The sequence below is a fragment of the Metabacillus crassostreae genome (genome assembly GCF_016908395.1).
Lineage (GTDB): Bacteria > Bacillota > Bacilli > Bacillales > Bacillaceae > Metabacillus > Metabacillus crassostreae.
In genome coordinates this window covers 728,390-749,947 of sequence record NZ_JAFBDU010000002.1, presented here as the reverse complement: position 1 = coordinate 749,947, position 21,558 = coordinate 728,390, and the positions used below count along the sequence as shown (strand labels likewise).

Sequence of the window (21,558 nt, the reverse complement as noted above, 5' to 3'; positions counted from 1 at the left end):
TTTTACAATTGTTAGGTGTTTTTATCAAGATCAATAGTAAAATATAAATTTCCTCTATGTTATAATGAATGTATTAACCTTGGGGAAAGAGTGGTAGTAGATTAATGAAGAAACTATCATATTTATTAATTGTTGTAGGACTTTGTATTGTCGGATATGCAGTATGGGAAATAGCTGATACGAAAATGCAAACAACGAACTCATTAAATGAAGCAAAAGCTATTGTAGAGGCACCACCAAGTAAGGATGTATACAAGGAAGAGGATGGTACATTTAAGCCTCCTATGGGAGAAGCTATAGGTATTTTACAAATCCCACGGCTGAAGGCAGATCTGCCAATTGTTGAAGGCACAGATCCTGATGATCTTGAAAAAGGTGTTGGCCATTATAAAGGTAGCTATTATCCTGAGGAAAACGGACAAATCGTTTTATCTGGACATAGAGATACAGTTTTTAGAAATGCTGGTGAACTTGAAATAGGTGATTCCCTTGAAATGGTTTTACCATATGGTAGCTTTGAATATGAAATAATTGATACGAAAATTGTAGAAGCTGATGATCTCAGCATCATTACTCTTCAAAATGAAAAAGAAGAGTTACTATTAACAACATGTTATCCTTTTAGCTATGTTGGAAATGCACCACAGCGATATATAATTTATGCGAAGAAAAAGGAAGTTTAATATTTAAAACTAGAAGAGGTGATCAATTAGACGATCACCTCTTTACTTTCTCTTATATCGGAAATTACATAAGTATTAGCATATCCTTAGGCAATGGTGCTTCAACAGTCAATTTCTCATTTGAGAGCGGATGATCAAGTGAAACCTTGGAGGAATGTAAAGCTTGTCTTTTAATTTTATTCGTCTTTCCTCCATATAATAAATCACCAGCAAGAGGATGACCAATGAAGCTTAAATGAACTCTTATCTGGTGTGTTCGACCTGTTTCTAATTGAAGTGAAATCGTTGATAAGTTGGTATTTGGTTTGTATTCTTCAACCTGGTAATGAGTTATAGCTTGTTGTCCATTAGGCGAAACCCTTCGTCGTGTAGCATGATGTCGATCTTTTCCAATGGCTTTATTAATTGTCCCTTTTGATGGGCTCACATTTCCTTCAGCAAGTGCTAAATAAGTTCGTTTGATTTTTTTTGCTTGAAGAGCTTGATCTAAAAGAGAATGAGAAAGATCATGTTTAGCAAAAATGATCGCTCCTGATGTATCTTTATCAAGACGATGAATATGTCTTACTCGTATATGTATATTATGTTGCTGATAATGATAAGCGACAATATTTGCTAGTGTACCTAGCTGATTTTCCTGATTTGGGTGTGTATCAATTCCAGCAGGCTTGTTTACAATTAACAAATGATCATCTTCATAAAGAATCGAAAGAGTTTTTTTCTCTGGTAATACTCCGTATCCCTCTTTTTTAAATAAGTGTAGAGAGAGGCAGTCACCAGGTTGAACTCTATGATTCACATCAGCTTTTTCATTGTTTCTTTTAATGGCTGTAGCTGAATTCCATTTCTGTATTGTTGCTTTTGAAACTCCTAATTGAGTTGTTAATGTATGAAAAACAGTTTGGTTCGCCCAATCAGTAGGTATCATTATTTCGAGCCATTCACCATTTCGTTTCAAGAATATCAATCCTTTACACACTAATTTTATCGTATAGAAAGTATACCTAACTCTGAATGGATGTACAATCTAGTTCCGGTAAGACTTACCTCTACCAAGTTTAATAATCGAATGGTATGCTTAATGAAGTTAAATATATTAGTAGTTTTAATAGGTGAAAAAAGGGTGATTTATTTGAAGGTTGTTGTTGCCTCTACAGAAGAGCAAGAAAACCATATTGCAGAGTTAGTAGATCAGATTTTTACTGAAATTTTCCCGAAATTCTTTCCAGATGATAAAATCATGGAGCTAAAAGAACAAAAAGTACTTCAGCCACAAGAAACTGATCAATTTTATAATGGTACTTTGAAGGATGCCTTCCATATCATATCAAGCTTACAGGCAGTTATTGCTGTGTTAGATTTAATTGAGGATTGCAGACATGAAAAAGAGTATCAAGAAATGTTCGAACGTAATTGTCAAACATTAAATGAATATGGATATTTCTTTCCGTTTTCTTTTACACAATTTAGAGAAGCGGAAAGTCAAGTCGGAGAATTTAGTCAATTTATAAAACCGGCTAACACATGGTTAGTATAATTTAAACGAAATCAAAAAAAACGCGGATTTTCGCGTTTTTTTGATTTGCTTTACTATTATTGTTTCCATTCCTCTAATAATGTACGATACGCTTCCTCTGTACTAGATCCTTCAACACGATCAACTTCTTTTCCATCTTGATAATGAACAAGAGTAGGGGTACCAGTAATTTTATACTCATTCCATGCATCTTCAAATTCTAATAAGTTTAATTGGTTAATCTCAACACCAACGTCTTCAGCGATTGGCATTAAAACAGGTGTTGTTGCAACACAATGCTCACAACGTGGGCTAAAGAAATAAACGATCGTGTCTTCTTTATTTTCAAGCTTTGTTTCAAGCTGATCTGGAAGAATGATGTTTTGATAATTTGGATCATCTAATTGAGCAATTGTAGCAGAATCCAGATTAGCTTTTCCATAAACATTTCCTTCAGCTTTTTGTTTATTTTGATACGTAGTAACGAACGCAAGACCTCCGAATAAAATTAAAATAACTGCACCAAATAGTAAGATTTTTTTCAAATTATTTACCTGCTTTCTTAAGAATTAATAAACTTGTTACAAATACAATAATGAATCCTGTTAATGCTAAGAAAGGTATTGTAATAAACCCAAGCCAATTGATATATTCACCTGAACATGGCACAATCCCACAAGAAATAGAGTTTTCTTCTACGAAATCTATCTTTTGAACTCCATAGTGGTAAAGTGAAATACACCCACCAATTCCTGAAAGAATTAATGTATACAGCGCAATAGAAGCATCTTTTTTGAAAACTCCTATCCCTAAGATAATCACAAGAGGATACATAAAAATTCTTTGGTACCAGCATAAATCACATGGAGTAAATTTCATTACCTCAGAAAAATATAGGCTTCCTAATGTTGCGATAAATGAAGCAACCCAACCAATGGATAGTAAATTTTCTACCCTTTTATTAAAAGAGACCGACATAGTATACCTCTCACTCATATTATTTTCCTTAAATTATAAGCCTTCCTGAATCTCCTGTAAAATAGATAGATTGTGACAAGCTTGTGATGATTTTTCATTATAATTATTTTTAGTTAAAACTTGGCTGAAATACTGATAAAGTGTTTGGTAATTTTTAAACCAAATGCTTGAAATATTACATCTATAAAGTTTCCTTAACTGTTCATACTAACTATGAAAGGAGAGGATTATATTGAATTCAATTCAAGAATGTATGACAACTAATGTTGCAACAGTATCTTCACAACAAACAATTAAAGAAGCTGCGACATTGATGGAGCAATCAAATGTGGGTTCAATTCCTGTTGTTGATAATGGTCAGCTAAGAGGAATTATTACAGACAGAGACATTACTCTTCGTACAACTGCAAAGGGGTTAGAAAATTCAACTCCTGTATCACAGGTTATGTCAACAAATCTTGTATCAGGTCATACGTCTATGTCAGTTGAAGAAGCTGCGAAAATAATGGCACAGCATCAAATTCGTCGTCTACCAATTGTTGAAAATAATCAATTAGTAGGTATTGTTGCGTTAGGAGACTTAGCAACTAATGAAATGAGCGATCATGCTGCAGGAGTAGCATTAACAAACATTTCTGAACCGAATAAAACTTCTTAAGCAGGTTTTTGGATTTTGTCATTTAATGTCGAAAAACTAATATATTGCTGGTATTAGCAAATAAAGTAATGAAAACAGTAAATATATTAACTTTAGCAGCAAATATATGATGAGAAACAGCAAATAAACGATAACAAAGAGCAAATATCTCATTTGAGGTGTGACATTATGTCATACCTCTTTTTGATTTCAAAGGTGGAAACGTGAAAAAGAAGATCGTGTTTTGTATAATGTAGGAAGAGGAGATGGTATACAATGATCAAGGCTATTATCTTTGATTTTGATGGGTTAATTTTAGATACCGAAACACATGAATATGAAGTGTTATCAGAAATTTTTAAAGAGCATGATTGTGAGTTGCCATTAAGTGTTTGGGGAAAAGTAATTGGAACAAAGTCTGATTTTAGTCCTTATACATATTTAGAAGAACAAGCAAATAAAGTAATTGACCATAGCAGTATTAAGAAACAACTAGAAGAAAGGTTTACAAAACGAATTCATCTTGAAGAAGCAAGACCGGGAGTAATAGATTATATTATGACGGCTAAAGAGCTAGGATTAAAAGTAGGTTTGGCATCCAGCTCTAGCTATAAATGGGTTTCCACACATTTAAAACGATTAAATTTGTTAGATGAGTTTGAATGCATTCGTACTTCAGATCATGTGGAGCAAGTAAAACCGGATCCTGCACTTTATGTAGAAGCAGCAAAATGCTTGAATGTTGAGCCTGAGGAATGTATTGCATTCGAAGATTCAGCAAATGGGGCATTGGCGGCAAAACGAGCAGGAATGAAATGTGTGATTGTACCTAACTCAGTAACTAAGAATTTAGATTTTTGTGAAGTTGAGCACCGACTAGAAACAATGGCTCATATGGATTTAAAGGAGTTAGTTATGGTTTTAAATAAATAATAAAGGGTATTATACCTTTTTAACTAATAGCTGTCTTTGCATAAACTACCTTGAAATAAGGTGCTATATATCTATAGTCACTTATTCACTAAAAGGTTATCTTTTAGTGAAAAAACTGCTCAAGAGAACTAATTAAATGATTTGACAACATCTTTCAGAAAAGAAGCTTTAACTATCTAGATTAAAGGAGTTAGTAAAAATGTCTGAAAAACTGGACTTATCGAAATTTGAGAAGAAAATGATTATCCGTAATATCCAAGAAAAAGATATTGACGAGATTTTGAAGCTACAATTAAAATGCTTTCCGGGAATGACACCGTGGAAGCGTGACCACTTGGAAAGTCACTTAGAGCATTTTCCAGAAGGGCAATTTTGTGCAGAGTTTGAAGGAAAGATTATTGGTTCATGTTCTAGTCTTTTAGTTAATTTCGATGAATATGATGATCGTCATACTTGGGATGATATTACCGACAATGGTTACATCACTAACCATGATCCAGATGGTTATAATATGTACGGTATTGAGGTTATGGTACATCCAAATTATCGTCGAATGAAAATTGGCCACCGTTTATATGAAGCGAGGAAAGATTTTGCTAGAAGAATGAATTTGAAAAGTATTATCATTGGAGGTCGTATTCCTAACTATTATAAATATGCAGATGAATTATCTCCTAGAGAATATGTACAACAGGTTTCATTACATAAAGTATATGATCCGGTTCTTTCCTTCCAGCTACTTAATGAGTTCACTTTAATGAGAATTAACCCAAATTATTTATCTGATGATATGGCATCATATCAATATGCAACACTTATGGAATGGAATAATGTAGATTACCAACCTAATACAAAACGTTTTTACAAAACATCTTACCCTGTTCGTATTTGTGTTGTTCAGTATATGATGAAGCAGATTTCTTCGTTTGAAGAATTCGCTAAACAGGTGGAGTACTATACTGATGTTGCTTCTGATGCGGGCTCTGACTTTGCTGTATTTCCCGAAATTTTCACAACTCAGCTTATGTCATTTCTCGATGAAAAGGTCCCAAGTAAAGCTATTCAGCGCTTAACAGAGTTCACTGAGGATTATATCGAATTATTTACAGAGCTAGCAGTACGTTACAATGTTAACATTATTGGTGGATCACATGTTGTTGAGGAAGAGGGGCAAATTTATAATATTGCTTACTTATTCCGAAGAGATGGAACAATTGAAAAGCAATATAAGCTTCATATCACACCAAATGAAAGAAAATGGTGGGGAATTAGCCGTGGTGATCAAGTAAAGGTATTTAATACAGATTGTGGAAAGATAGCCATCCAAATTTGTTATGATATTGAATTTCCTGAGCTTGCACGTATAGCTACAGACAAAGGTGCTAAAATTATCTTTACACCATTTTGTACAGAAGATCGTCAAGGCTACTTACGTGTTCGTTACTGTGCTCAAGCCCGTGCAGTTGAAAATCAAATTTATACAGTTATAGCTGGAACAGTTGGTAATTTACCGCAAACAGAAAATATGGATATTCAATATGCTCAATCTGCTATCTTTGCTCCATCTGATTTTGAGTTTGCAAGAGATGGAATCGTAGGAGAGTGTAATCCTAACATTGAAATGGTGATTATTGGAGATGTTGATTTAGAAATACTAAGACGTCAACGTCAATCTGGTACAGTGAATCAATTGAAGGATCGTAGAAGAGATATCTACTCTATTAGATATAAAAAGGAACAGTAATAGATCAAAAGCTGACTTGGAGTTAAGAGTCAGCTTTTTTGTTTTTATGGCTATGTTAAAGCTTAATGTTAATTTTTTGTACTTTGTGATTGAAGTGAAAGGCATGAGACTCCTGCTTAGAGAAGCGTGTCAAAGGGAGACCCCGCAGGCGCGCAGCTTACGAGGAGGCTCCCGGACCTAGGAAAAAAGGTACTTTTTTCCCGGGAAAGCGAATGCCTGTAACGGAAAATTAACAACAAAATTAACAGAGCTTTTTTAAAAAAAGTCATAACACCTTCACATCCAAAGTCGAATCATGAAATATATTAAAAAAATAGTCCTTTACTATCAATTCAATACATCATATGAGTATGTTTAATAAATATTGTTGTAAAATAACATTGCATGAGAATTATGTATTACCTTGCATCAGCCTTAGCTTATTTTGTAGAAAATCATTACTGTGGTAGAACCTAATATATGCTAAAATAAGGGTGGTATTTATTATAGAAATTTGCTGAAAAATCACTCCTTGGAGGTAAATATGAGCTGGAAAAAAAGCTATCAACGTTGGATTAATGAAAAGGAATTAGATCAAGAATTAAAAGGTTTGCTAGATGAAATGGAAGGTAATGAAAAATTACTCGAAGATTGCTTTTATAAAGAATTAGAATTCGGTACAGGTGGTATGCGTGGAGAAATAGGACCAGGTACAAACCGAATGAATACATACACTGTTCGTAAAGCTTCAGAAGGATTGGCTTCATACATAGATTCTTTCGGTGAAGAAGCGAAAAAACGTGGAGTTGTTATTGCTTATGATTCACGTCATAAATCACCGGAATTTGCGATGGAAGCAGCAAAAACAATTGCTTCCCATGGAATTCAGACATATGTATTTGAAGAGCTTCGTCCAACACCAGAGCTTTCATTTGCTGTCCGTCACTTAAATGGTTTTTCAGGGATTGTCATAACAGCAAGTCATAATCCACCGGAATATAACGGTTATAAAGTATATGGAGAAGATGGAGGGCAATTGCCTCCTGCAGCAGCTGATACTGTTATTTCATACGTAGGCAAGGTTGAAGACGAGCTGCTAATAGAAGTTGAAGACGAAGCTTCATTAAAAGAAAAAGGTTTAATTAAAATCATTGGTGAAGAAATTGACAAGGCATATACTGAAAAGCTAAAAACAATTTCAGTGAACCCTAATCTATCAAATGAGGTAGACATTAAGGTTGTTTTCACACCTTTACATGGAACAGCTAACAAGCCTGTACGTTTAGGCTTAGATGCACTTGGTTATAAAAATATAACAGTTGTTAAAGAACAGGAGCTTCCAGATCCAAATTTTTCTACAGTCAAATCACCTAACCCTGAGGAGCATGATGCCTTTACTTTAGCGATACGCGATGGCAAAGAAATCGATGCCGATGTGCTAATTGGAACAGATCCTGATGCAGATCGTCTTGGTGTGGCTGTGAAGAATAATGATGGAGAATATGTAGTGTTAACAGGTAATCAAACAGGTGCATTACTTCTTCATTACATTCTTTCTGAGAAGAAAGCAAAAGGAACACTACCTAATAATGGTGTAGTACTCAAAACAATTGTTACATCGGAAATTGGTAGAGATATTGCAAGCTCATTTGACCTAGATACGATCGATACTTTAACAGGATTTAAGTTCATTGGAGAAAAAATCAATGAGTACGAAAGAACTGGTCAATACGAATTCCAATTTGGTTATGAAGAAAGCTATGGTTACTTGATTGGTGATTTTGCTCGTGATAAGGATGCTGTACAAGCAGCTTTATTATCAGTTGAGGTTGCAGCTTATTATAAAAGTAAGGGACTTACTTTGTATCAGGGCTTGCTAGAAATTTTTAAAGAATATGGCTATTACAAAGAAGGCTTACAATCTTTAACTTTAAAAGGAAAAGAAGGTGCAGAACAGATACAAAGCATTCTTCAATCTTTTAGAAGTAATCCGCCGACAGATATAGCCGGTAAAAAAATCGTAGCCATTGAAGATTATCACACTAGTGAACGTCAAGATATTGTTGCTGGAACGAAAGAAACAATCGATTTACCAGGATCAAATGTTTTAAAATATATTCTTGAAGATCATTCATGGTTCTGTGTACGTCCATCTGGTACAGAACCTAAAGCAAAATTCTACTTTGGAGTTAACAGCGATACGTTACAGCAAAGTGAAGAACAATTAGCAGCATTAGAAGCTGGTGTAATGGATAAAGTAAATGAACTAATTGCAGCTTTAAGCAAGTAAATGTAAAAAAACAAAGCTATGTCGAGGTCGAACAAATCAATTTGTTCGGCTTTTTTGTATTTAGTAAGAGCCTTTCAATGGATCAAAGGCTCTAGACAGCAACGTTAAGCTCTTGTGGAATTTGTATTGTAATGCTGTTACTGGAAATACTAACTGTAACGATGTCGAACATTTTAGGAGGACGTCTTTATTGAATACAGTGAATATTGGGATAAGATAGATTCTAAAAAGGAAGAACTAAATTCATTAATTTCTTCTTACTGGGATAGTTATTCACATATGGGAACCTGGCAGTTTTGGACGGTTGTTGCATTATTGCTTTTTCCGTTAATTATTCTTTATTTTTTAGTGGATAGAAAAAGAATATTTGAACTTTTTTTCTTTGGGTACACAGTTCATATACTATGGACGTATTTTGAAATTGCACTAGAAAGGCTTGGCTTATTTGTACATACATATTTTCTGACCCCGATATTTCCCTATGCACTTAGTATGACGGCATCTGCTTTACCTGTTGGATTTCTACTTATGTATCAATATTGTACAAATCGTAACAAAAATTTTTATTTGTATACATTGGTACTTAGTGCAATCTTTGCATTTGGCTTTGCCTCTATAGAAGATTATCTAGGTTTATTAAGCTTTGATAAAGGAATGAATCAATTTTATCTATTTTTAATTGATATTGTCATTGTATTTATTAGTTACAGGTTACATTAATAATAAAGTTGTTAAGTAATGGTAGATCTACTTAAGTTATAGCTTGTTAGAAAAAACACTTATTTCTTAGAAGTGTTTTTTATTTTGTCATACGATTGATTTTAAAGACCTCAATTGTCTCTAAAAAGAAAATCTACTCCATAAGTCGTAGGAAATTTCATTCAGATAGAGAAGGCTTTATCAAGCATATACTTGTTATAATATGGATAAAGCTATTGTAGGGGAATGGAATAATGATGAAAGATAACCGGATTCATGAATTAACTACACTTAAAGTGATTGCAGAGAAATTAAATGAAGCAACAGATGTAAAAGAAATGCTTAAGGATGTTTTGTGTGAATTATTGAAGCTTACTGAGCTTCACACAGGCTGGGTATTCTTAATCGATAAACAAGGTGAGTATGAATTAGCTGCTGCATATAATTTGCCAGCTGGTCTCTCTTGGAATAAAAAAATAGTTATGTGTAAAGGTGGATGCTGGTGTATTGATCGTTATCATGATGATCGATTAAATAGAGCAGCAAATATTATAAATTGCAAAAGAATAGAAGCTGCCATTAAGAATAATTGGGGAGAAACAAATGGAATTACACATCATGCTACTGTTCCTTTACAAGCTGGCAATGAGAAGTTTGGTTTGCTAAATATTGCCTCCCCAAATAAAAAGCATTTCTCTGATGAAGAGCTTGCTTTATTAGAATCTGTCGCATTTCAAATTGGAACAGCTATTAACAGAATTCAACTTGTAGAAAAAGCTCGTAAACATGCATTAATAGAAGAAAGAAATAGACTTGCTCAAGATTTGCATGATTCTGTTAATCAATTGTTGTTTTCAATCATGTTAACCGCAAGAGGTACTAAGGAATTGACAATAGAAAATGAAGTGAAAGATATGCTTTCTTATATTCAGGAGCTTTCACAAGAGGCACTAACAGAAATGAAAGGACTCATCTGGCAGCTTAGACCACAGGGCTTGGAAAATGGCATTGGCACGGCGTTATTAAATTATGCAAATGTACTTGGATTGAAAGCTGAGTTAAATATAAAAGGAGTATGTACACTTCCCTGTCATATTGAAGAAGAGCTGTGGAGAATCGGCCAGGAAGCATTAAATAACTGCAAAAAGCATGCTGAAACGACTGAGGTTTTTCTTTCTATTTCTCGTAAAAATTATACCGTCATAATGGTTATTGAGGATGGGGGGATTGGCTTTCATTATGATGAAAAAAAACACCTGCCTTCAATGGGTCTAAGAGGTATGAAAGAGCGTGTAAAGAAGATTAATGGAAGCTTTAATCTTAGCAGCAGCCTTGGATCAGGTACAATTATTTCAATCACCATTCCATTACAGAAAGAAGTGTAGATAGCATGACAAAGATAAAGGTGCTAATTGCAGATGATCATCATGTTGTTCGAAGAGGCTTACTATTCTTTTTAAACACGCAGAAAGATATCGAAATTGTTGGTGAAGCAACAAATGGCCAGGAAGCAGTAACTTTGGTAACAGAATTAAACCCTGATGTAGTACTAATGGATTTATCTATGCCGAAAATGGATGGTGTTGAAGCTACTAAGGCAATACGAGAACTAGATAATAAGGTGAAAATCATTATTCTAACGAGTTATGCTGATCAAGATCATGTTATCCCAGCTATTAGAGCCGGTGCTTCTGGATACCAACTAAAAGATATTGAACCAGATGAATTAGTTCAAACTATTCGAGACGTTTTAAAGGGAGAAAGTAAACTACATCCGAAGGTAACTGCACATGTTATGACACATCTTTCTTTAGGTTCAAAACAAGAAACCACAAAGCTAAGTGATTTGACAAAGCGTGAAAAAGAAGTTTTAAACGAGCTTGCCAAAGGGAAAAGCAATAAAGAGATAGCAGCTGCGCTATTTATTACAGAAAAGACAGTGAAAACCCATGTTTCTAATATCCTTTCTAAGCTGCAGCTTTCAGATCGAACACAAGCAGCATTGTTTGCAGTGAAAAATGGATATACCGAGAATGAACCTAAGGAGTAGATATTTTATGAAAACTTTAGTTATTAATGGAAGTCCACGAAAAACAGGAAGAACAAGAATGGCAGCTTCATTTATTGCCAAAAAGCATCATGCAGAAATGTTTGATTTGAGTACAAGAGAAGTTCCTCTGTTCAATGGTGAAGAAGGCCAAAGTGAGTTAAAGGATGTTAAAGAATTAAAAAGGTTGGTTAGTGAGTCAGATTCTGTCATCTTATTATCACCTGAATATCATAATGCTATGAGCGGTGCCTTAAAAAATGCATTAGATTTTTTAAGTAGTGATCAATTTGCACATAAACCAGTAGGATTAATTGCTATTGCTGGTGGAGGTAAAGGTGGTATAAATGCTCTTAACAATATGAGAACGGTTATGCGTGGTGTTTACGCAAATACTATTGCAAAGCAATTAATTCTTGATCCACATTGTTTTGACTATGATAAGAAAGAAGTATTAGAGGATCCAGCCTTACTTATCGATCAATTAGTTGAAGAGCTAGCAATTTATTCAGAAGCACTTCAGAAGATTAATCATAACTAAGAAAAGACTGACAAGGTTTTAAGCCATTGTCAGTCTTTTTTATTGAGACTTTTATATTTGTTGGACATACTCCATTTCTGGGTGTTCAACAGCATGATCAATATATCGTAACAAGGAGTAAAGTTGTTTTTCTACCTCTTGATAGTCATGCTCAAAGTTATATGCATGAAGAAATTGTTCAATTTTTTTTGAAAGGAAATCGTCTTTTGTGCGAACCATTAATATGAGTAGGTTATCCCACTGAGATCGATGAGTGTAATATAAAGCTTTGTCATAATCCACACTGCTATCCATTAAAATCCCTCCTTCTTAAGGAGATATGCTTAGTGTGTGTGAAATGTTCCTGATCTTACTGTGAAAAACTTGGTTTTGTTGATATAAAAGGCTTGGAAGTGTTTACCCTTATAAAAATTAGTCTTAATGGAAACCTAAAAACAAAAAAGGATTTTCTAATATGAAAAAAATTCCGGTAATTCTTATTGTTTTGTACATGGTTTTTTTAAATCATCCAACATGTAGTAAAGCTACAACAGATATGTTTACATATGAAAAAATGAAGGATCACTTGGTCATGCTTTCAGACAAACATGATTTAGAAATGAAGTCAATAGGTCAATCTGAGCTAGGTCGTGAAATTTTTGCAGTGAAAATAGGGAAGGGAAAAAAGAATGTCCTAATCACAGGTAGTCATCATGGAAGAGAATGGCTAACAACACATATCATCATGGAAATGATAAAAGAGTATGCCTCTGCTTATAACAAGAAGTATTCATTATATGGACATAGCTTGAATATATTAGATCATGTTTCCATTTGGTTTGTTCCTATGGTGAATCCAGATGGAGTGACAATACAGCAAAAAGGTGTAAAACATTTGCCATTAGGATTACAGGAAGTTTATGTGGTTATGAATAATGGTGAAAGCAACTTTAAAAGATGGAAAGCTAATGGAGTAGGTGTTGATCTTAATCGACAATATCCAGCAGGCTGGGAAGCAATCAAAGGAGATTCAAATTATGCTTCTTATTCCCACTATAAAGGTGAAAATCCATTTAGTGCAAAAGAGACCAAATCACTATTAACTTTTACAGAGGAAATAATGCCTTTAGCATCTATTGCTTATCATACATCAGGCCGTGAGATTTTCTGGTACTACTATAATCAGGTAGAAAACCTACACCGTGATTATCAACTAGCTGAAATGGTATCAGACGTGACAGGCTATAAAATATCTTATCCTCCTAGCGATGCTGTAGGAGGAGGATATACAGATTGGTTTATTCAATGCTACCAGAAACCTGCCATGACAATTGAGTTAAGTTACTTGGTTAAGGAGACAAATCCACCCTTATCTATCTTTAATGAAGAATGGAACAGAAATAAAACAATAGGTCTTATTTTAGCAGAGTATGCAAAAAAACATGTGGATAATTAGGATAAGCCTCGTAATGTTGGGCAAGTTATAATCAATAACAAAAAGTAGACATATACGTTTATCCTATTTTTGAGGACCGATTATACAAACGTCATTATCAGATGAAAAACCCATAGCAAAAGGTAATGGAGGATTATATGAAGCTGAACTCACTATCTAAGTTGATTTTCACATGTATTGCTTTTGTTCTTATTTTATCAGTGGGGATAAAAGCATATGGAGAACATAATGGTGATGATATAGATTACAAAAAATGGAGTAAAATTGCTATCTCATCAGTACAAGAAAAGTACCCAGAATCAGAGCTTGTTGATTATAAATATGTGAAACGCGAGGAAGTTAATGAGCAAGAGGCAAAGGATATTTTTCATATTAAAGCCAGTAAACAGGGAGAAATCTTTGTAGTAAGTGTTGGTGTGGTATTTAATCCAAAAACAGGAAAACTCATTACTGTGAAAATGACTGAGGGAAATGAGCGAGATTTTTAGAGCAATAAGCTAGCTGCTAGTAAAAGGGCATAGCTTATTGCTTTTTTTTGAAAGTTGTTTAGCTTGAGATCTACCCTACATCAAACTTCAGAACATATACTTTCGTTAAGGCTTGGCTTACCAAGTCGATCTACTCCAGTTTGGCAGTTGATGACCTATGCGTTTCGCTTTCTTTACTTTTCAGTCACTTGATTGATTGAAAAGTAGGATAATAAAGCAGACTGGTTTTTCACTAAATCAGCTAATGTATATTCATCTAATACAGCTAAATAAGCTTGTAGAGCTTTATTTAGAACATGCTTTAGTCCGCAAGCGGGAGAAATGATACATTGGTTTTGCTCTTCATCAAAACACTCCACAATATGAAAATCTTCTTCAGTTTGTCGAACAACTTCACCGATATTAATATTATCTGGTGTTATTGCTAAGCGAATGCCACCATTTCGACCTCTGACAGTTTCAATAATATTCATCTTTCCCAATTCATATGTAACTTTCATCAAATGGTTTTTGGATATATTATAAGTTTCGGCAATTTCTTTAATATTTGATAGCTCTTCTGTTGGTTTTGTAGCCAAAAAAACTAAAACTCGTAGAGAGTAATCTGTATATAAAGTTAGACGCATATATAGGACCTCACATAGTAATGACTTCTAATAAAAACTGGTTAGCAACATAGTTTACGATAATTTCACTTAATTTTAACATATATTATTTTAAAATCTTAATTTCTGTTATCAAATGTGACAACTTTTTAAAGATGTATTTTATATATTGCTTTTAATTTGTCACATACTCTATTATAAAGATATATTTAAAATACATCTTTAGGAGATGATCCAATGCTTTCTCAAAAAACAATTGATATCGTTAAATCAACTGCACCTGTTTTAGCAGAACGAGGAACAGAAATCACAACGTATTTTTACAAAGCGATGTTCGAAGCACATCCTGAATTATTAAATATTTTTAATTCTGTAAATCAGAAAAAAGGTCGACAACAAACTGCATTAGCCAATACTGTTTATGCAGCAGCAACCCACATAGATCAATTAGAGGTCTTGCTTCCTGCTGTCAAACAAATTGCACATAAGCATAGAAGTTTAAACGTGAAAAAAGAACATTATCCTATTGTGGGGGAATTTCTACTTAAAGCAATTAAAGATGTATTGGGAGATGCTGCGACTCCAGAGATTATAGAGGCATGGGGAGAGGCATATGGAGTGATCGCACAGGTATTTATAGATGTTGAAGAGGAGATGTATGAAACAACTAAGGAGGTTGCATGGGAAGGTTTTAAAAACTTTAAAATTGTAAAAAAAGAAAAAGAAAGTGCAATTATAACTTCATTTTATCTAGAAGCTCAAGATGGAACAAGTATCCCATACTATCAACCAGGACAGTATGTGACAGTTCGTCTAAATATGACAGGGGAAACGTACTTATTAAACCGCCAATACAGTTTATCAGATGCACCAGGTAAAGATTATCTAAGAATTTCTGTTAAACGTGAAAGTGGTGAAGATCTTGTCGAGGAAGGTATTGTCTCGAATTTTCTTCATGATCAATTGAATATAGGAGATACAATTGAATTGACAGCTCCAGCGGGTGACTTTGTTTTAGACAGTAACAATGAAAATCCAGTTTATCTTATTAGTGGTGGTGTTGGTATTACTCCTATGGTAAGTATGTTAAACGATATTGCTGAGAAACAGCCAAAGCGACCTGTAACGTTTATCCATGCAGCAAAAAGTGCAAACGTTCATGCTTTTAAACAAGAAGTTGGAGAAACACTGAATAAATTGTTAAATGGTAGGCAGTATTTCTATTACGATCAAGTTGATACTGATCTAGAAGAAACTATTTTTGAAGGTAGAATAGATCTTAATAAGTTTAAGAACGAAATAGCCCATAAAGAAAATTCATTTTATATTTGCGGACCAGCACCATTTATGAAAAATATGATTGATCAATTAGAATCATTAGGTGTAAGCGAAGAAGCGATTCGTTATGAATTTTTTGGACCTTCAATAAATTTAAAAGAAACACAAAATAGTTAACAATTTATTTAGCAATTTAATAAATATAAACAAACCCTTTCATCTTTTCTCTCCTAAGCACATACATTTAGGATAACAATAGCTTAGGGGGGAGAGCATGAAAGAATCTGAACAAAAGGCTCTTGAATATGCAATTGCTGAAATAACAGAGGTTGCTACTGGCTTTGGACTTGATTTTTATCCTATGAGATATGAAATTTGTCCTGCAGATATTATCTATACATTTGGTGCTTATGGGATGCCAACAAGATTTTCACACTGGAGTTTTGGGAAGCAATTTCATAAGATGAAGCTGCAATATGATTTAGGTTTAAGTAAAATATATGAACTTGTTATTAATTCAGATCCCTGCTACGCATTTCTTCTTGATACGAATTCTCTTATTCAAAATAAATTGATTGTCGCCCACGTTTTAGCTCACTGTGACTTCTTTAAGAATAATGCGCGATTTGGAAATACAAAGCGTGAAATGGTTGAAAGCATGTCAGCTACTGCTGAACGAATAAAACAATATGAAATCCAATATGGCAGACAGGAAGTTGAGACATTTTTAGATGCCGTACTTGCCATACAAGAACATATTGATCCGTCCTTGGTTCGCCCAAAGCTTTCTTGGACAATTGATGATATTGAATTTGAGGAAATGGAAGAAAAAACAAGTACTCCTTATGATGATCTTTGGAAGCTGGATGATAAACAAAAACCACAGCACACAGTTAAAAAGAAGAAACGTAATTTTCCACCAACACCAGAAAAGGATATTCTTTTGTTTATTGAAGAATATAGTCGTGAACTAGAAGATTGGCAACGTGATATTTTAACAATGATGCGTGAAGAGATGTTATATTTCTGGCCACAGCTAGAAACGAAAATCATGAACGAAGGCTGGGCTTCGTACTGGCATCAACGAATTCTTCGTGAGCTTGACTTAACATCAGATGAATCCATTGAATTTGCTAAGCTTAATGCTGGTGTTGTACAGCCTTCGAAAACAAGTATTAATCCTTATTATTTAGGTTTAAAAATCTTCGAGGACATTGAAGAACGATATAATAACCCAACTGAAGAAATGAAAATGTTTGGAGCAACACCAGGATCTGGTCGAGAGAAAATGTTTGAGGTTCGTGAGGTTGAATCTGATATCTCCTTCATTCGAAATTATTTAACAAAAGACCTTGTAATGAGAGAAGATATGTATTTATTCCAAAAACAAGGAAGAGATTATAAAGTAGTAGATAAAGAATGGGAAAATGTTCGAGATCAGCTTGTTAGTATGAGGGTAAACGGTGGTTTTCCTTATATTACTGTAAATGATGGAGATTACTTAAAGAACAATGAACTTTATTTAAAGCATTGGTTCGAGGACATTGAGCTTGATCTTAAATATTTAGAAAAGGTTCTTCCTTATTTGTATCAGCTTTGGGGGAGACCTGTACACATGGAAAGTGTATTGGAGGATAAAGCTGTTTTATTTTCATATGATGGAAAAAGTGTTTCTAGAAAATATTTATAGTGCGGAGAGGTCACTGAATATCAGTGGCTTTTTAAAATTAAACAAAAAGCTGATTTGATAGTGGTCTATCGAAGCCCACTACCAAGTCAGCTAAAAGTAATAATAAATTGTTAGAAGCTAGACATTAAACAAATGCTGCTCCGACAATAATTAGTAAAATGAATAAAACGACGATCAACGCGAATGATCCACCAGCGCCATAACCGCCTACACCAGCGCCATAGCCACCTGCACCATAGCCACCGAATCCTGCACCATAACCACCAAAGTTACCATATCCTAAACCCATAAATAATTCTCCTTTCTTTTGTAGGATTAATAATAGAGTATTAAGGAAATGGAAAATTGACAGTACAAATGCCTAGTTAAACTGAAATTGGTTTTCTGCCCAGCTATAATCTTAGTAAATGCTGAGAATTATTGTTGTCTTTGGATTTTACTTAAGACCCAAGTTAGTCAGAGGTTTTTTTCAAAAAAGCATATTCTCCAATAAAAATGAAAGTAATCATAAGGATTGCTACAACTACAACAACAATATCTGATTGAACTTTCACCCAAAGAAAAGCACTGAGAACGATAAGATCTAAGACCATCGCTGAGACGACTATAAAGGGATTTGCATTGACCTTGTTTCTTAGGTGTTTAAAAACTCCCCAGTGAATCATGATATCCATAACAAGATAGAGAATTGCACCTATTGAAGCAATTCGAGTTAAGTTAAAGGATACAGTTAAGACTATAGCTAATACAACTGTATAAACAAGAGTATGCTTTTGAATAGAGCCTGGCATATGAAAATGCTTGTGTGGTATTAGCTTCATTTCAGTTAGCATCGCAAGCATTCGTGAAACAGCAAATACACTTGCAATTATTCCTGTGATCGTTGCGATAATAGCAAGAATCACAGTAAACCACACTCCAAAATCTCCAAAGGCTGGTCTTGCAGCTTCAGCGAGTGCATAATCTTTAGCATTAATAATTTCAGATAATGTTAAATTACTTGATACGGCCCATGCAAGTAATAGATAAACAGAAAGACTGATTAAAATAGAGATTGTAATAGCACGTCCAACATTTTTCTTCGGCTTCGTAATCTCTTCCCCACTATTAGTAATTGTAGTAAATCCCTTAAAGGCAAGGATGGTTAATGCAATGGCTGCAATTGAGCTGGCAATTCCTATATCAGGAGGGTTACTACCTTTATTAGGAATTGTGAATGCAAAATCGGCAACCATAATTCCCGCAATTGCCATACTAGATAATCCAATAATTTTAATCAATGAGGCAATTGAGGTGAATGTTTGAATAAAAGTGTTTCCAGATATATTGATGAGAAATGAAATAACGATTAACCCTACACCAAGTAAAGGGACTAGCCACTGCGTCTGTGTACCATCAAATAATTGTAGTGTGTATGTACCAAATGTCCTTGCGACAAGACTTTGATTAATGATCATAGATATAGCCATCATTAAAGCTGCAGATGCAGTGATTGTACCTTTTCCATATGCTTTAACTAGAAACATTCCAATTCCACCTGCTGAAGGATATTCCTGACTCATCTTCACATAAGAATAAGCGCTAAAAGCTGTCACAATACTTCCTATAATGAAAATGAGGGGAAACCAAGAGCCTGCCAGCTCTGCGACTTGTCCAAGAAGCGCAAAAATACCCGCACTTATCATTACACCAGTCCCAAGCCCTACAGCTCCAATAAGTGATATACTGTTTTTCTTGTAATCTGGCATTGTTTAAAACTCCTTTATTTCATTTACTAGCTAATTTACCCGATCCGTGAAATTTATAACATACTAGATGGTTACGAAAAAAGATTAAAGAAAAAAAACTACCTTCAACAAAATTTTGAAGGTAGTACTCATTTAATATTAGTTAACCTTGTGATTTTCTCAGGGTGAGTTGTGCGGTAGCTTTCCTTTTGAAACACCTATTTGTTGAGAAGTATAAATTCCTGTGTGTCCTGAAAATAAATAGCTAATAATACAAACAAGAAATAAATAGAGACTTGCTTCAGAACCAAAAAGCTCGATTCCCATAATAAAGCATGCTATTGGCGTGTTTGTGGCTCCACAAAAAACACCGATAAAGCCTAAGGCCGCTAAAAAGGGAATTGATACATGCAGGTACTCACCAAGGACACTTCCAAGTGTGGAACCTATAGCAAATAAAGGGGTTACTTCACCACCCTGATATCCCGCACCAAGAGTTAGCGAGGTGAAAAGTAGCTTTGTGATAAAAGTTAAAGGCGAAACATTCCCTTCGAATGCATCATCAATAAGTGGAAGCCCTAAGCCAAGATATTTACGAGTGCCAATTAGGTAGACGAGGGCTATAATAACAAGTCCACCAACAAAGCTTTTAATCATAGGGTTTGGGAAAATTTTAGTGTATTGCTTTTTTAACCAATGTGTTAGCTGTGAAAATAATGTACTTGTTAAGCCGAAAAGAATGCTGGCAAGGATTATTTTTAATAGCAAAAGAATGGATAGTGTAGGAATAGCCCCGATGTCATAATGGTGATGACCAACTCCCCATGCTGTTGTGACAAAATCTCCAACAAAAGCTGCGACAAAGGCAGGGAAAATAGCTTCATGCTTAATCAACCCTAAAGCTAATACTTCTAATCCGAATACAGTGCCTGCTAAAGGTGTACCGAAGACAGAGCCAAAGCCACTGCTGATTCCACAGATAATGATTATTTTCCGGTCAACTGCATCTAATTTAAATAGCTTCCCAACTAATTCAGAAAATGCTCCACCCATTTGAACTGCTGTACCTTCTCGCCCAGCAGATCCACCAAATAAGTGTGTGACAATTGTGCCAAATAATACTAATGGTGCCATACGAAATGGAATGCTTTCCTTTGCACCAGTTGCTTGTTCAATGATTAAGTTATTTCCTTTTGCGGAGTTTAATCCATATTTCCAATAAAGAAAGCTAACAAGCATCCCACCAATTGGAAGTAAAAATAACAACCATGAATAAGCTTCTCTTGTTTGGGCTGCCCATTCTAAACTAACTAGGAAAAGAGCTGAAGCAGATCCAGCTAGAATACCTACAAATCCAGCTAATATAGTCCATTTGATCATGTATAACAATAAATGTACGTGTATCTGATTTTTAAGAACGTTTTTGATCGTGTGCATGTTGTATCCTTTCAATATATACAAAACAAAAGAGAAACGATAACTAAAGTGGCCACTAAAGCAAAAAAACTGCACTTAGTTTTGGTGTATAGCTCAAGGTGTCTTGCGCTTTTTCTAGGATTCACATGAACAATCTCTTAGGTTTTTTGTATAGTTTATCACATTTCCTGTTTTATCTAATTCAATCGTACAGCATTCTAATAAAATATCTTTTAATTTTGCTCGTCCTCGTTGAACTCGTGATTTAGCTCCTGATAATGAGATGCCTAGTTTTTCTGCGAGCTCTTTTTGAGTATGATTGTAAAAATCGGTATAAAGTAATGCTTCTTTATAATGATTTGGGAGGGACTCTGTCATTTCCAACAGCCATGACGATACAAGCTGATTTAGGTTTTCATCGTAATCGAGAGTAGAATTATCTGTGTTTCGCGAAAATTCTAAAAGGGCATTCGGGTTTTCACGAATGTCTTTTTCTCTTTTTTTATAAAAATCTACAATTTCATTTCGAGCAACTTTAAAGATCCATGCTTGAATTTTTTCTTCATCTTTCACACTCGATAGCTGTGTATGGATTTTGATGAAGACGTTTTGGAGTATGTCTTCCGCATCTTGTGTGGTAGCGACTTTTCCTGAAATAAATCGAAATAATGAGTCATTGAATTGAGACCAAATCAAATTTTGCTCCATCATAATTTTCTCCCTATATGACAAATCGTGTATTTTATTTCATTATATCGAATCTGTTTTTATTTTAGAATTTTTTGCGTCCTTTTAGAAAAAAAGAAGTCTTAATAGATAAGAGCTGTTTTTGTAAACTTTGTTGCTTGCTTTTAGTAACTTTAAGAGACAGC

The 21,558-nt window shown here is 34.4% G+C and carries 23 protein-coding genes; 14 read left to right on the top strand and 9 right to left on the bottom strand.

Annotated features, from left to right (window positions below; all coding sequences use genetic code 11):
* Window positions 1–104: 104 nt before the first annotated feature.
* Complete coding sequence (locus tag JOC75_RS11235) at window positions 105–683, top strand: class D sortase (protein ID WP_204954126.1); 579 nt, start codon at window positions 105–107, stop codon at window positions 681–683.
* A gap of 64 nt (window positions 684–747) precedes the next feature.
* On the opposite strand, the gene JOC75_RS11230 is transcribed toward JOC75_RS11235, so the two are convergent.
* Window positions 748–1,641, bottom strand: a complete 894-nt coding sequence (locus JOC75_RS11230) for an RluA family pseudouridine synthase (RefSeq protein ID WP_239589403.1) — start codon at window positions 1,639–1,641, stop codon at window positions 748–750.
* 123 nt (window positions 1,642–1,764) lie between these two features.
* Here JOC75_RS11230 and JOC75_RS11225 point away from each other — a divergent pair, with 123 nt between their 5' ends.
* Window positions 1,765–2,220, top strand: coding sequence for a DUF5365 family protein (locus JOC75_RS11225; protein WP_204954125.1), 456 nt, complete (start codon window positions 1,765–1,767; stop codon window positions 2,218–2,220).
* Window positions 2,221–2,276: 56 nt separating this feature from the next.
* Here JOC75_RS11225 and JOC75_RS11220 read toward each other — a convergent pair whose 3' ends face one another.
* Both JOC75_RS11220 and JOC75_RS11215 read right to left on the bottom strand, forming a co-directional pair.
* Window positions 2,277–2,744: a thioredoxin family protein gene (locus tag JOC75_RS11220; RefSeq protein ID WP_204954124.1), complete on the bottom strand. Its 468-nt coding sequence runs from the start codon at window positions 2,742–2,744 to the stop codon at window positions 2,277–2,279.
* A 1-nt stretch (window position 2,745) separates the two neighbouring features.
* Complete coding sequence (locus tag JOC75_RS11215; protein ID WP_204954123.1) at window positions 2,746–3,177, bottom strand: disulfide oxidoreductase; 432 nt, start codon at window positions 3,175–3,177, stop codon at window positions 2,746–2,748.
* Window positions 3,178–3,409: 232 nt separating this feature from the next.
* Between JOC75_RS11215 and JOC75_RS11210 the strand changes: the two genes are divergently transcribed.
* The 8 genes from JOC75_RS11210 to JOC75_RS11175 all read left to right on the top strand — a co-directional run bounded on the left by JOC75_RS11210 (window position 3,410) and on the right by JOC75_RS11175 (window position 12,047).
* The gene (locus JOC75_RS11210; protein WP_204954122.1) at window positions 3,410–3,835 is read left to right on the top strand and encodes a CBS domain-containing protein; all 426 of its coding nucleotides are present in this window, start codon (window positions 3,410–3,412) and stop codon (window positions 3,833–3,835) included.
* A gap of 255 nt (window positions 3,836–4,090) precedes the next feature.
* The gene (locus tag JOC75_RS11205) at window positions 4,091–4,747 is read left to right on the top strand and encodes an HAD family hydrolase (protein ID WP_204954121.1); all 657 of its coding nucleotides are present in this window, start codon (window positions 4,091–4,093) and stop codon (window positions 4,745–4,747) included.
* A gap of 199 nt (window positions 4,748–4,946) precedes the next feature.
* Entirely contained in the window at window positions 4,947–6,491 is a 1,545-nt protein-coding gene (locus JOC75_RS11200; protein WP_204954120.1) for a bifunctional GNAT family N-acetyltransferase/carbon-nitrogen hydrolase family protein, read from the top strand.
* Between the two features lie 523 nt (window positions 6,492–7,014).
* Complete coding sequence (locus tag JOC75_RS11195; protein ID WP_204954119.1) at window positions 7,015–8,760, top strand: phospho-sugar mutase; 1,746 nt, start codon at window positions 7,015–7,017, stop codon at window positions 8,758–8,760.
* Window positions 8,761–9,039: 279 nt separating this feature from the next.
* Window positions 9,040–9,480 carry a hypothetical protein gene (locus JOC75_RS11190; RefSeq protein ID WP_239589402.1) on the top strand — a complete coding sequence of 147 codons (441 nt, stop codon included), beginning with the start codon at window positions 9,040–9,042 and terminating at the stop codon, window positions 9,478–9,480.
* A gap of 230 nt (window positions 9,481–9,710) precedes the next feature.
* Window positions 9,711–10,844, top strand: a complete 1,134-nt coding sequence (locus JOC75_RS11185; protein WP_420828030.1) for a GAF domain-containing sensor histidine kinase — start codon at window positions 9,711–9,713, stop codon at window positions 10,842–10,844.
* A gap of 5 nt (window positions 10,845–10,849) precedes the next feature.
* Window positions 10,850–11,509, top strand: coding sequence for a response regulator (locus tag JOC75_RS11180; protein ID WP_239589401.1), 660 nt, complete (start codon window positions 10,850–10,852; stop codon window positions 11,507–11,509).
* 7 nt (window positions 11,510–11,516) lie between these two features.
* Window positions 11,517–12,047 carry an NADPH-dependent FMN reductase gene (locus JOC75_RS11175; RefSeq protein ID WP_204954118.1) on the top strand — a complete coding sequence of 177 codons (531 nt, stop codon included), beginning with the start codon at window positions 11,517–11,519 and terminating at the stop codon, window positions 12,045–12,047.
* A gap of 51 nt (window positions 12,048–12,098) precedes the next feature.
* On the opposite strand, the gene JOC75_RS11170 is transcribed toward JOC75_RS11175, so the two are convergent.
* Window positions 12,099–12,341, bottom strand: a complete 243-nt coding sequence (locus JOC75_RS11170) for a YhdB family protein (protein ID WP_146949609.1) — start codon at window positions 12,339–12,341, stop codon at window positions 12,099–12,101.
* A gap of 160 nt (window positions 12,342–12,501) precedes the next feature.
* Here JOC75_RS11170 and JOC75_RS11165 point away from each other — a divergent pair, with 160 nt between their 5' ends.
* Complete coding sequence (locus tag JOC75_RS11165; protein WP_204954117.1) at window positions 12,502–13,482, top strand: M14 family zinc carboxypeptidase; 981 nt, start codon at window positions 12,502–12,504, stop codon at window positions 13,480–13,482.
* A gap of 137 nt (window positions 13,483–13,619) precedes the next feature.
* Window positions 13,620–13,970, top strand: a complete 351-nt coding sequence (locus JOC75_RS11160) for a DUF3889 domain-containing protein (protein WP_204954116.1) — start codon at window positions 13,620–13,622, stop codon at window positions 13,968–13,970.
* Between the two features lie 173 nt (window positions 13,971–14,143).
* On the opposite strand, the gene JOC75_RS11155 is transcribed toward JOC75_RS11160, so the two are convergent.
* Window positions 14,144–14,596, bottom strand: coding sequence for an RrF2 family transcriptional regulator (locus tag JOC75_RS11155; RefSeq protein WP_204954115.1), 453 nt, complete (start codon window positions 14,594–14,596; stop codon window positions 14,144–14,146).
* Window positions 14,597–14,812: 216 nt separating this feature from the next.
* On the opposite strand from JOC75_RS11155, the gene hmpA reads away from it, so the two are divergent.
* Window positions 14,813–16,030 (top strand): NO-inducible flavohemoprotein, encoded by a 1,218-nt coding sequence (hmpA, locus tag JOC75_RS11150; protein ID WP_204954114.1) that lies wholly within the window; start codon window positions 14,813–14,815, stop codon window positions 16,028–16,030.
* Between the two features lie 97 nt (window positions 16,031–16,127).
* Window positions 16,128–17,543 (top strand): SpoVR family protein, encoded by a 1,416-nt coding sequence (locus JOC75_RS11145; protein ID WP_204954113.1) that lies wholly within the window; start codon window positions 16,128–16,130, stop codon window positions 17,541–17,543.
* 124 nt (window positions 17,544–17,667) lie between these two features.
* Here JOC75_RS11145 and JOC75_RS11140 read toward each other — a convergent pair whose 3' ends face one another.
* From JOC75_RS11140 to sigZ, 4 genes are all read right to left on the bottom strand, one after another.
* On the bottom strand, window positions 17,668–17,832 hold the full coding sequence (locus JOC75_RS11140) for a YjcZ family sporulation protein (RefSeq protein ID WP_204954112.1): 165 nt from the start codon (window positions 17,830–17,832) through the stop codon (window positions 17,668–17,670).
* Window positions 17,833–17,995: 163 nt separating this feature from the next.
* Window positions 17,996–19,291 (bottom strand): APC family permease, encoded by a 1,296-nt coding sequence (locus JOC75_RS11135; protein WP_204954111.1) that lies wholly within the window; start codon window positions 19,289–19,291, stop codon window positions 17,996–17,998.
* 159 nt (window positions 19,292–19,450) lie between these two features.
* Window positions 19,451–20,707, bottom strand: a complete 1,257-nt coding sequence (locus JOC75_RS11130) for a voltage-gated chloride channel family protein (protein WP_204954110.1) — start codon at window positions 20,705–20,707, stop codon at window positions 19,451–19,453.
* Between the two features lie 114 nt (window positions 20,708–20,821).
* A complete protein-coding gene (gene sigZ / locus JOC75_RS11125; protein WP_204954109.1) occupies window positions 20,822–21,394 on the bottom strand; it encodes an RNA polymerase sigma factor SigZ in 573 nt (190 codons plus the stop codon).
* Between the last annotated feature and the right edge of the window lie 164 nt (window positions 21,395–21,558).

What these genes read in the sequence shown, in the direction of transcription:
- JOC75_RS11235 (WP_204954126.1), top strand. Translation starts at nt 105, where the DNA reads ATGAAGAAACTATCATATTTATTAATTGTTGTAGGACTTTGTATTGTC.
- JOC75_RS11225 (WP_204954125.1), top strand. Translation starts at nt 1,765, where the DNA reads ATGAAGTTAAATATATTAGTAGTTTTAATAGGTGAAAAAAGGGTGATT.
- JOC75_RS11215 (WP_204954123.1), bottom strand. Translation starts at nt 3,177, where the DNA reads ATGTCGGTCTCTTTTAATAAAAGGGTAGAAAATTTACTATCCATTGGT.
- JOC75_RS11205 (WP_204954121.1), top strand. Translation starts at nt 4,091, where the DNA reads ATGATCAAGGCTATTATCTTTGATTTTGATGGGTTAATTTTAGATACC.
- JOC75_RS11200 (WP_204954120.1), top strand. Translation starts at nt 4,947, where the DNA reads ATGTCTGAAAAACTGGACTTATCGAAATTTGAGAAGAAAATGATTATC.
- JOC75_RS11195 (WP_204954119.1), top strand. Translation starts at nt 7,015, where the DNA reads ATGAGCTGGAAAAAAAGCTATCAACGTTGGATTAATGAAAAGGAATTA.
- JOC75_RS11190 (WP_239589402.1), top strand. Translation starts at nt 9,040, where the DNA reads ATGGGAACCTGGCAGTTTTGGACGGTTGTTGCATTATTGCTTTTTCCG.
- JOC75_RS11180 (WP_239589401.1), top strand. Translation starts at nt 10,850, where the DNA reads ATGACAAAGATAAAGGTGCTAATTGCAGATGATCATCATGTTGTTCGA.
- JOC75_RS11175 (WP_204954118.1), top strand. Translation starts at nt 11,517, where the DNA reads ATGAAAACTTTAGTTATTAATGGAAGTCCACGAAAAACAGGAAGAACA.
- JOC75_RS11170 (WP_146949609.1), bottom strand. Translation starts at nt 12,341, where the DNA reads ATGGATAGCAGTGTGGATTATGACAAAGCTTTATATTACACTCATCGA.
- JOC75_RS11165 (WP_204954117.1), top strand. Translation starts at nt 12,502, where the DNA reads ATGAAAAAAATTCCGGTAATTCTTATTGTTTTGTACATGGTTTTTTTA.
- JOC75_RS11160 (WP_204954116.1), top strand. Translation starts at nt 13,620, where the DNA reads ATGAAGCTGAACTCACTATCTAAGTTGATTTTCACATGTATTGCTTTT.
- JOC75_RS11155 (WP_204954115.1), bottom strand. Translation starts at nt 14,596, where the DNA reads ATGCGTCTAACTTTATATACAGATTACTCTCTACGAGTTTTAGTTTTT.
- hmpA (WP_204954114.1), top strand. Translation starts at nt 14,813, where the DNA reads ATGCTTTCTCAAAAAACAATTGATATCGTTAAATCAACTGCACCTGTT.
- JOC75_RS11145 (WP_204954113.1), top strand. Translation starts at nt 16,128, where the DNA reads ATGAAAGAATCTGAACAAAAGGCTCTTGAATATGCAATTGCTGAAATA.
- JOC75_RS11140 (WP_204954112.1), bottom strand. Translation starts at nt 17,832, where the DNA reads ATGGGTTTAGGATATGGTAACTTTGGTGGTTATGGTGCAGGATTCGGT.
- JOC75_RS11135 (WP_204954111.1), bottom strand. Translation starts at nt 19,291, where the DNA reads ATGCCAGATTACAAGAAAAACAGTATATCACTTATTGGAGCTGTAGGG.
- JOC75_RS11130 (WP_204954110.1), bottom strand. Translation starts at nt 20,707, where the DNA reads ATGCACACGATCAAAAACGTTCTTAAAAATCAGATACACGTACATTTA.
- sigZ (WP_204954109.1), bottom strand. Translation starts at nt 21,394, where the DNA reads ATGGAGCAAAATTTGATTTGGTCTCAATTCAATGACTCATTATTTCGA.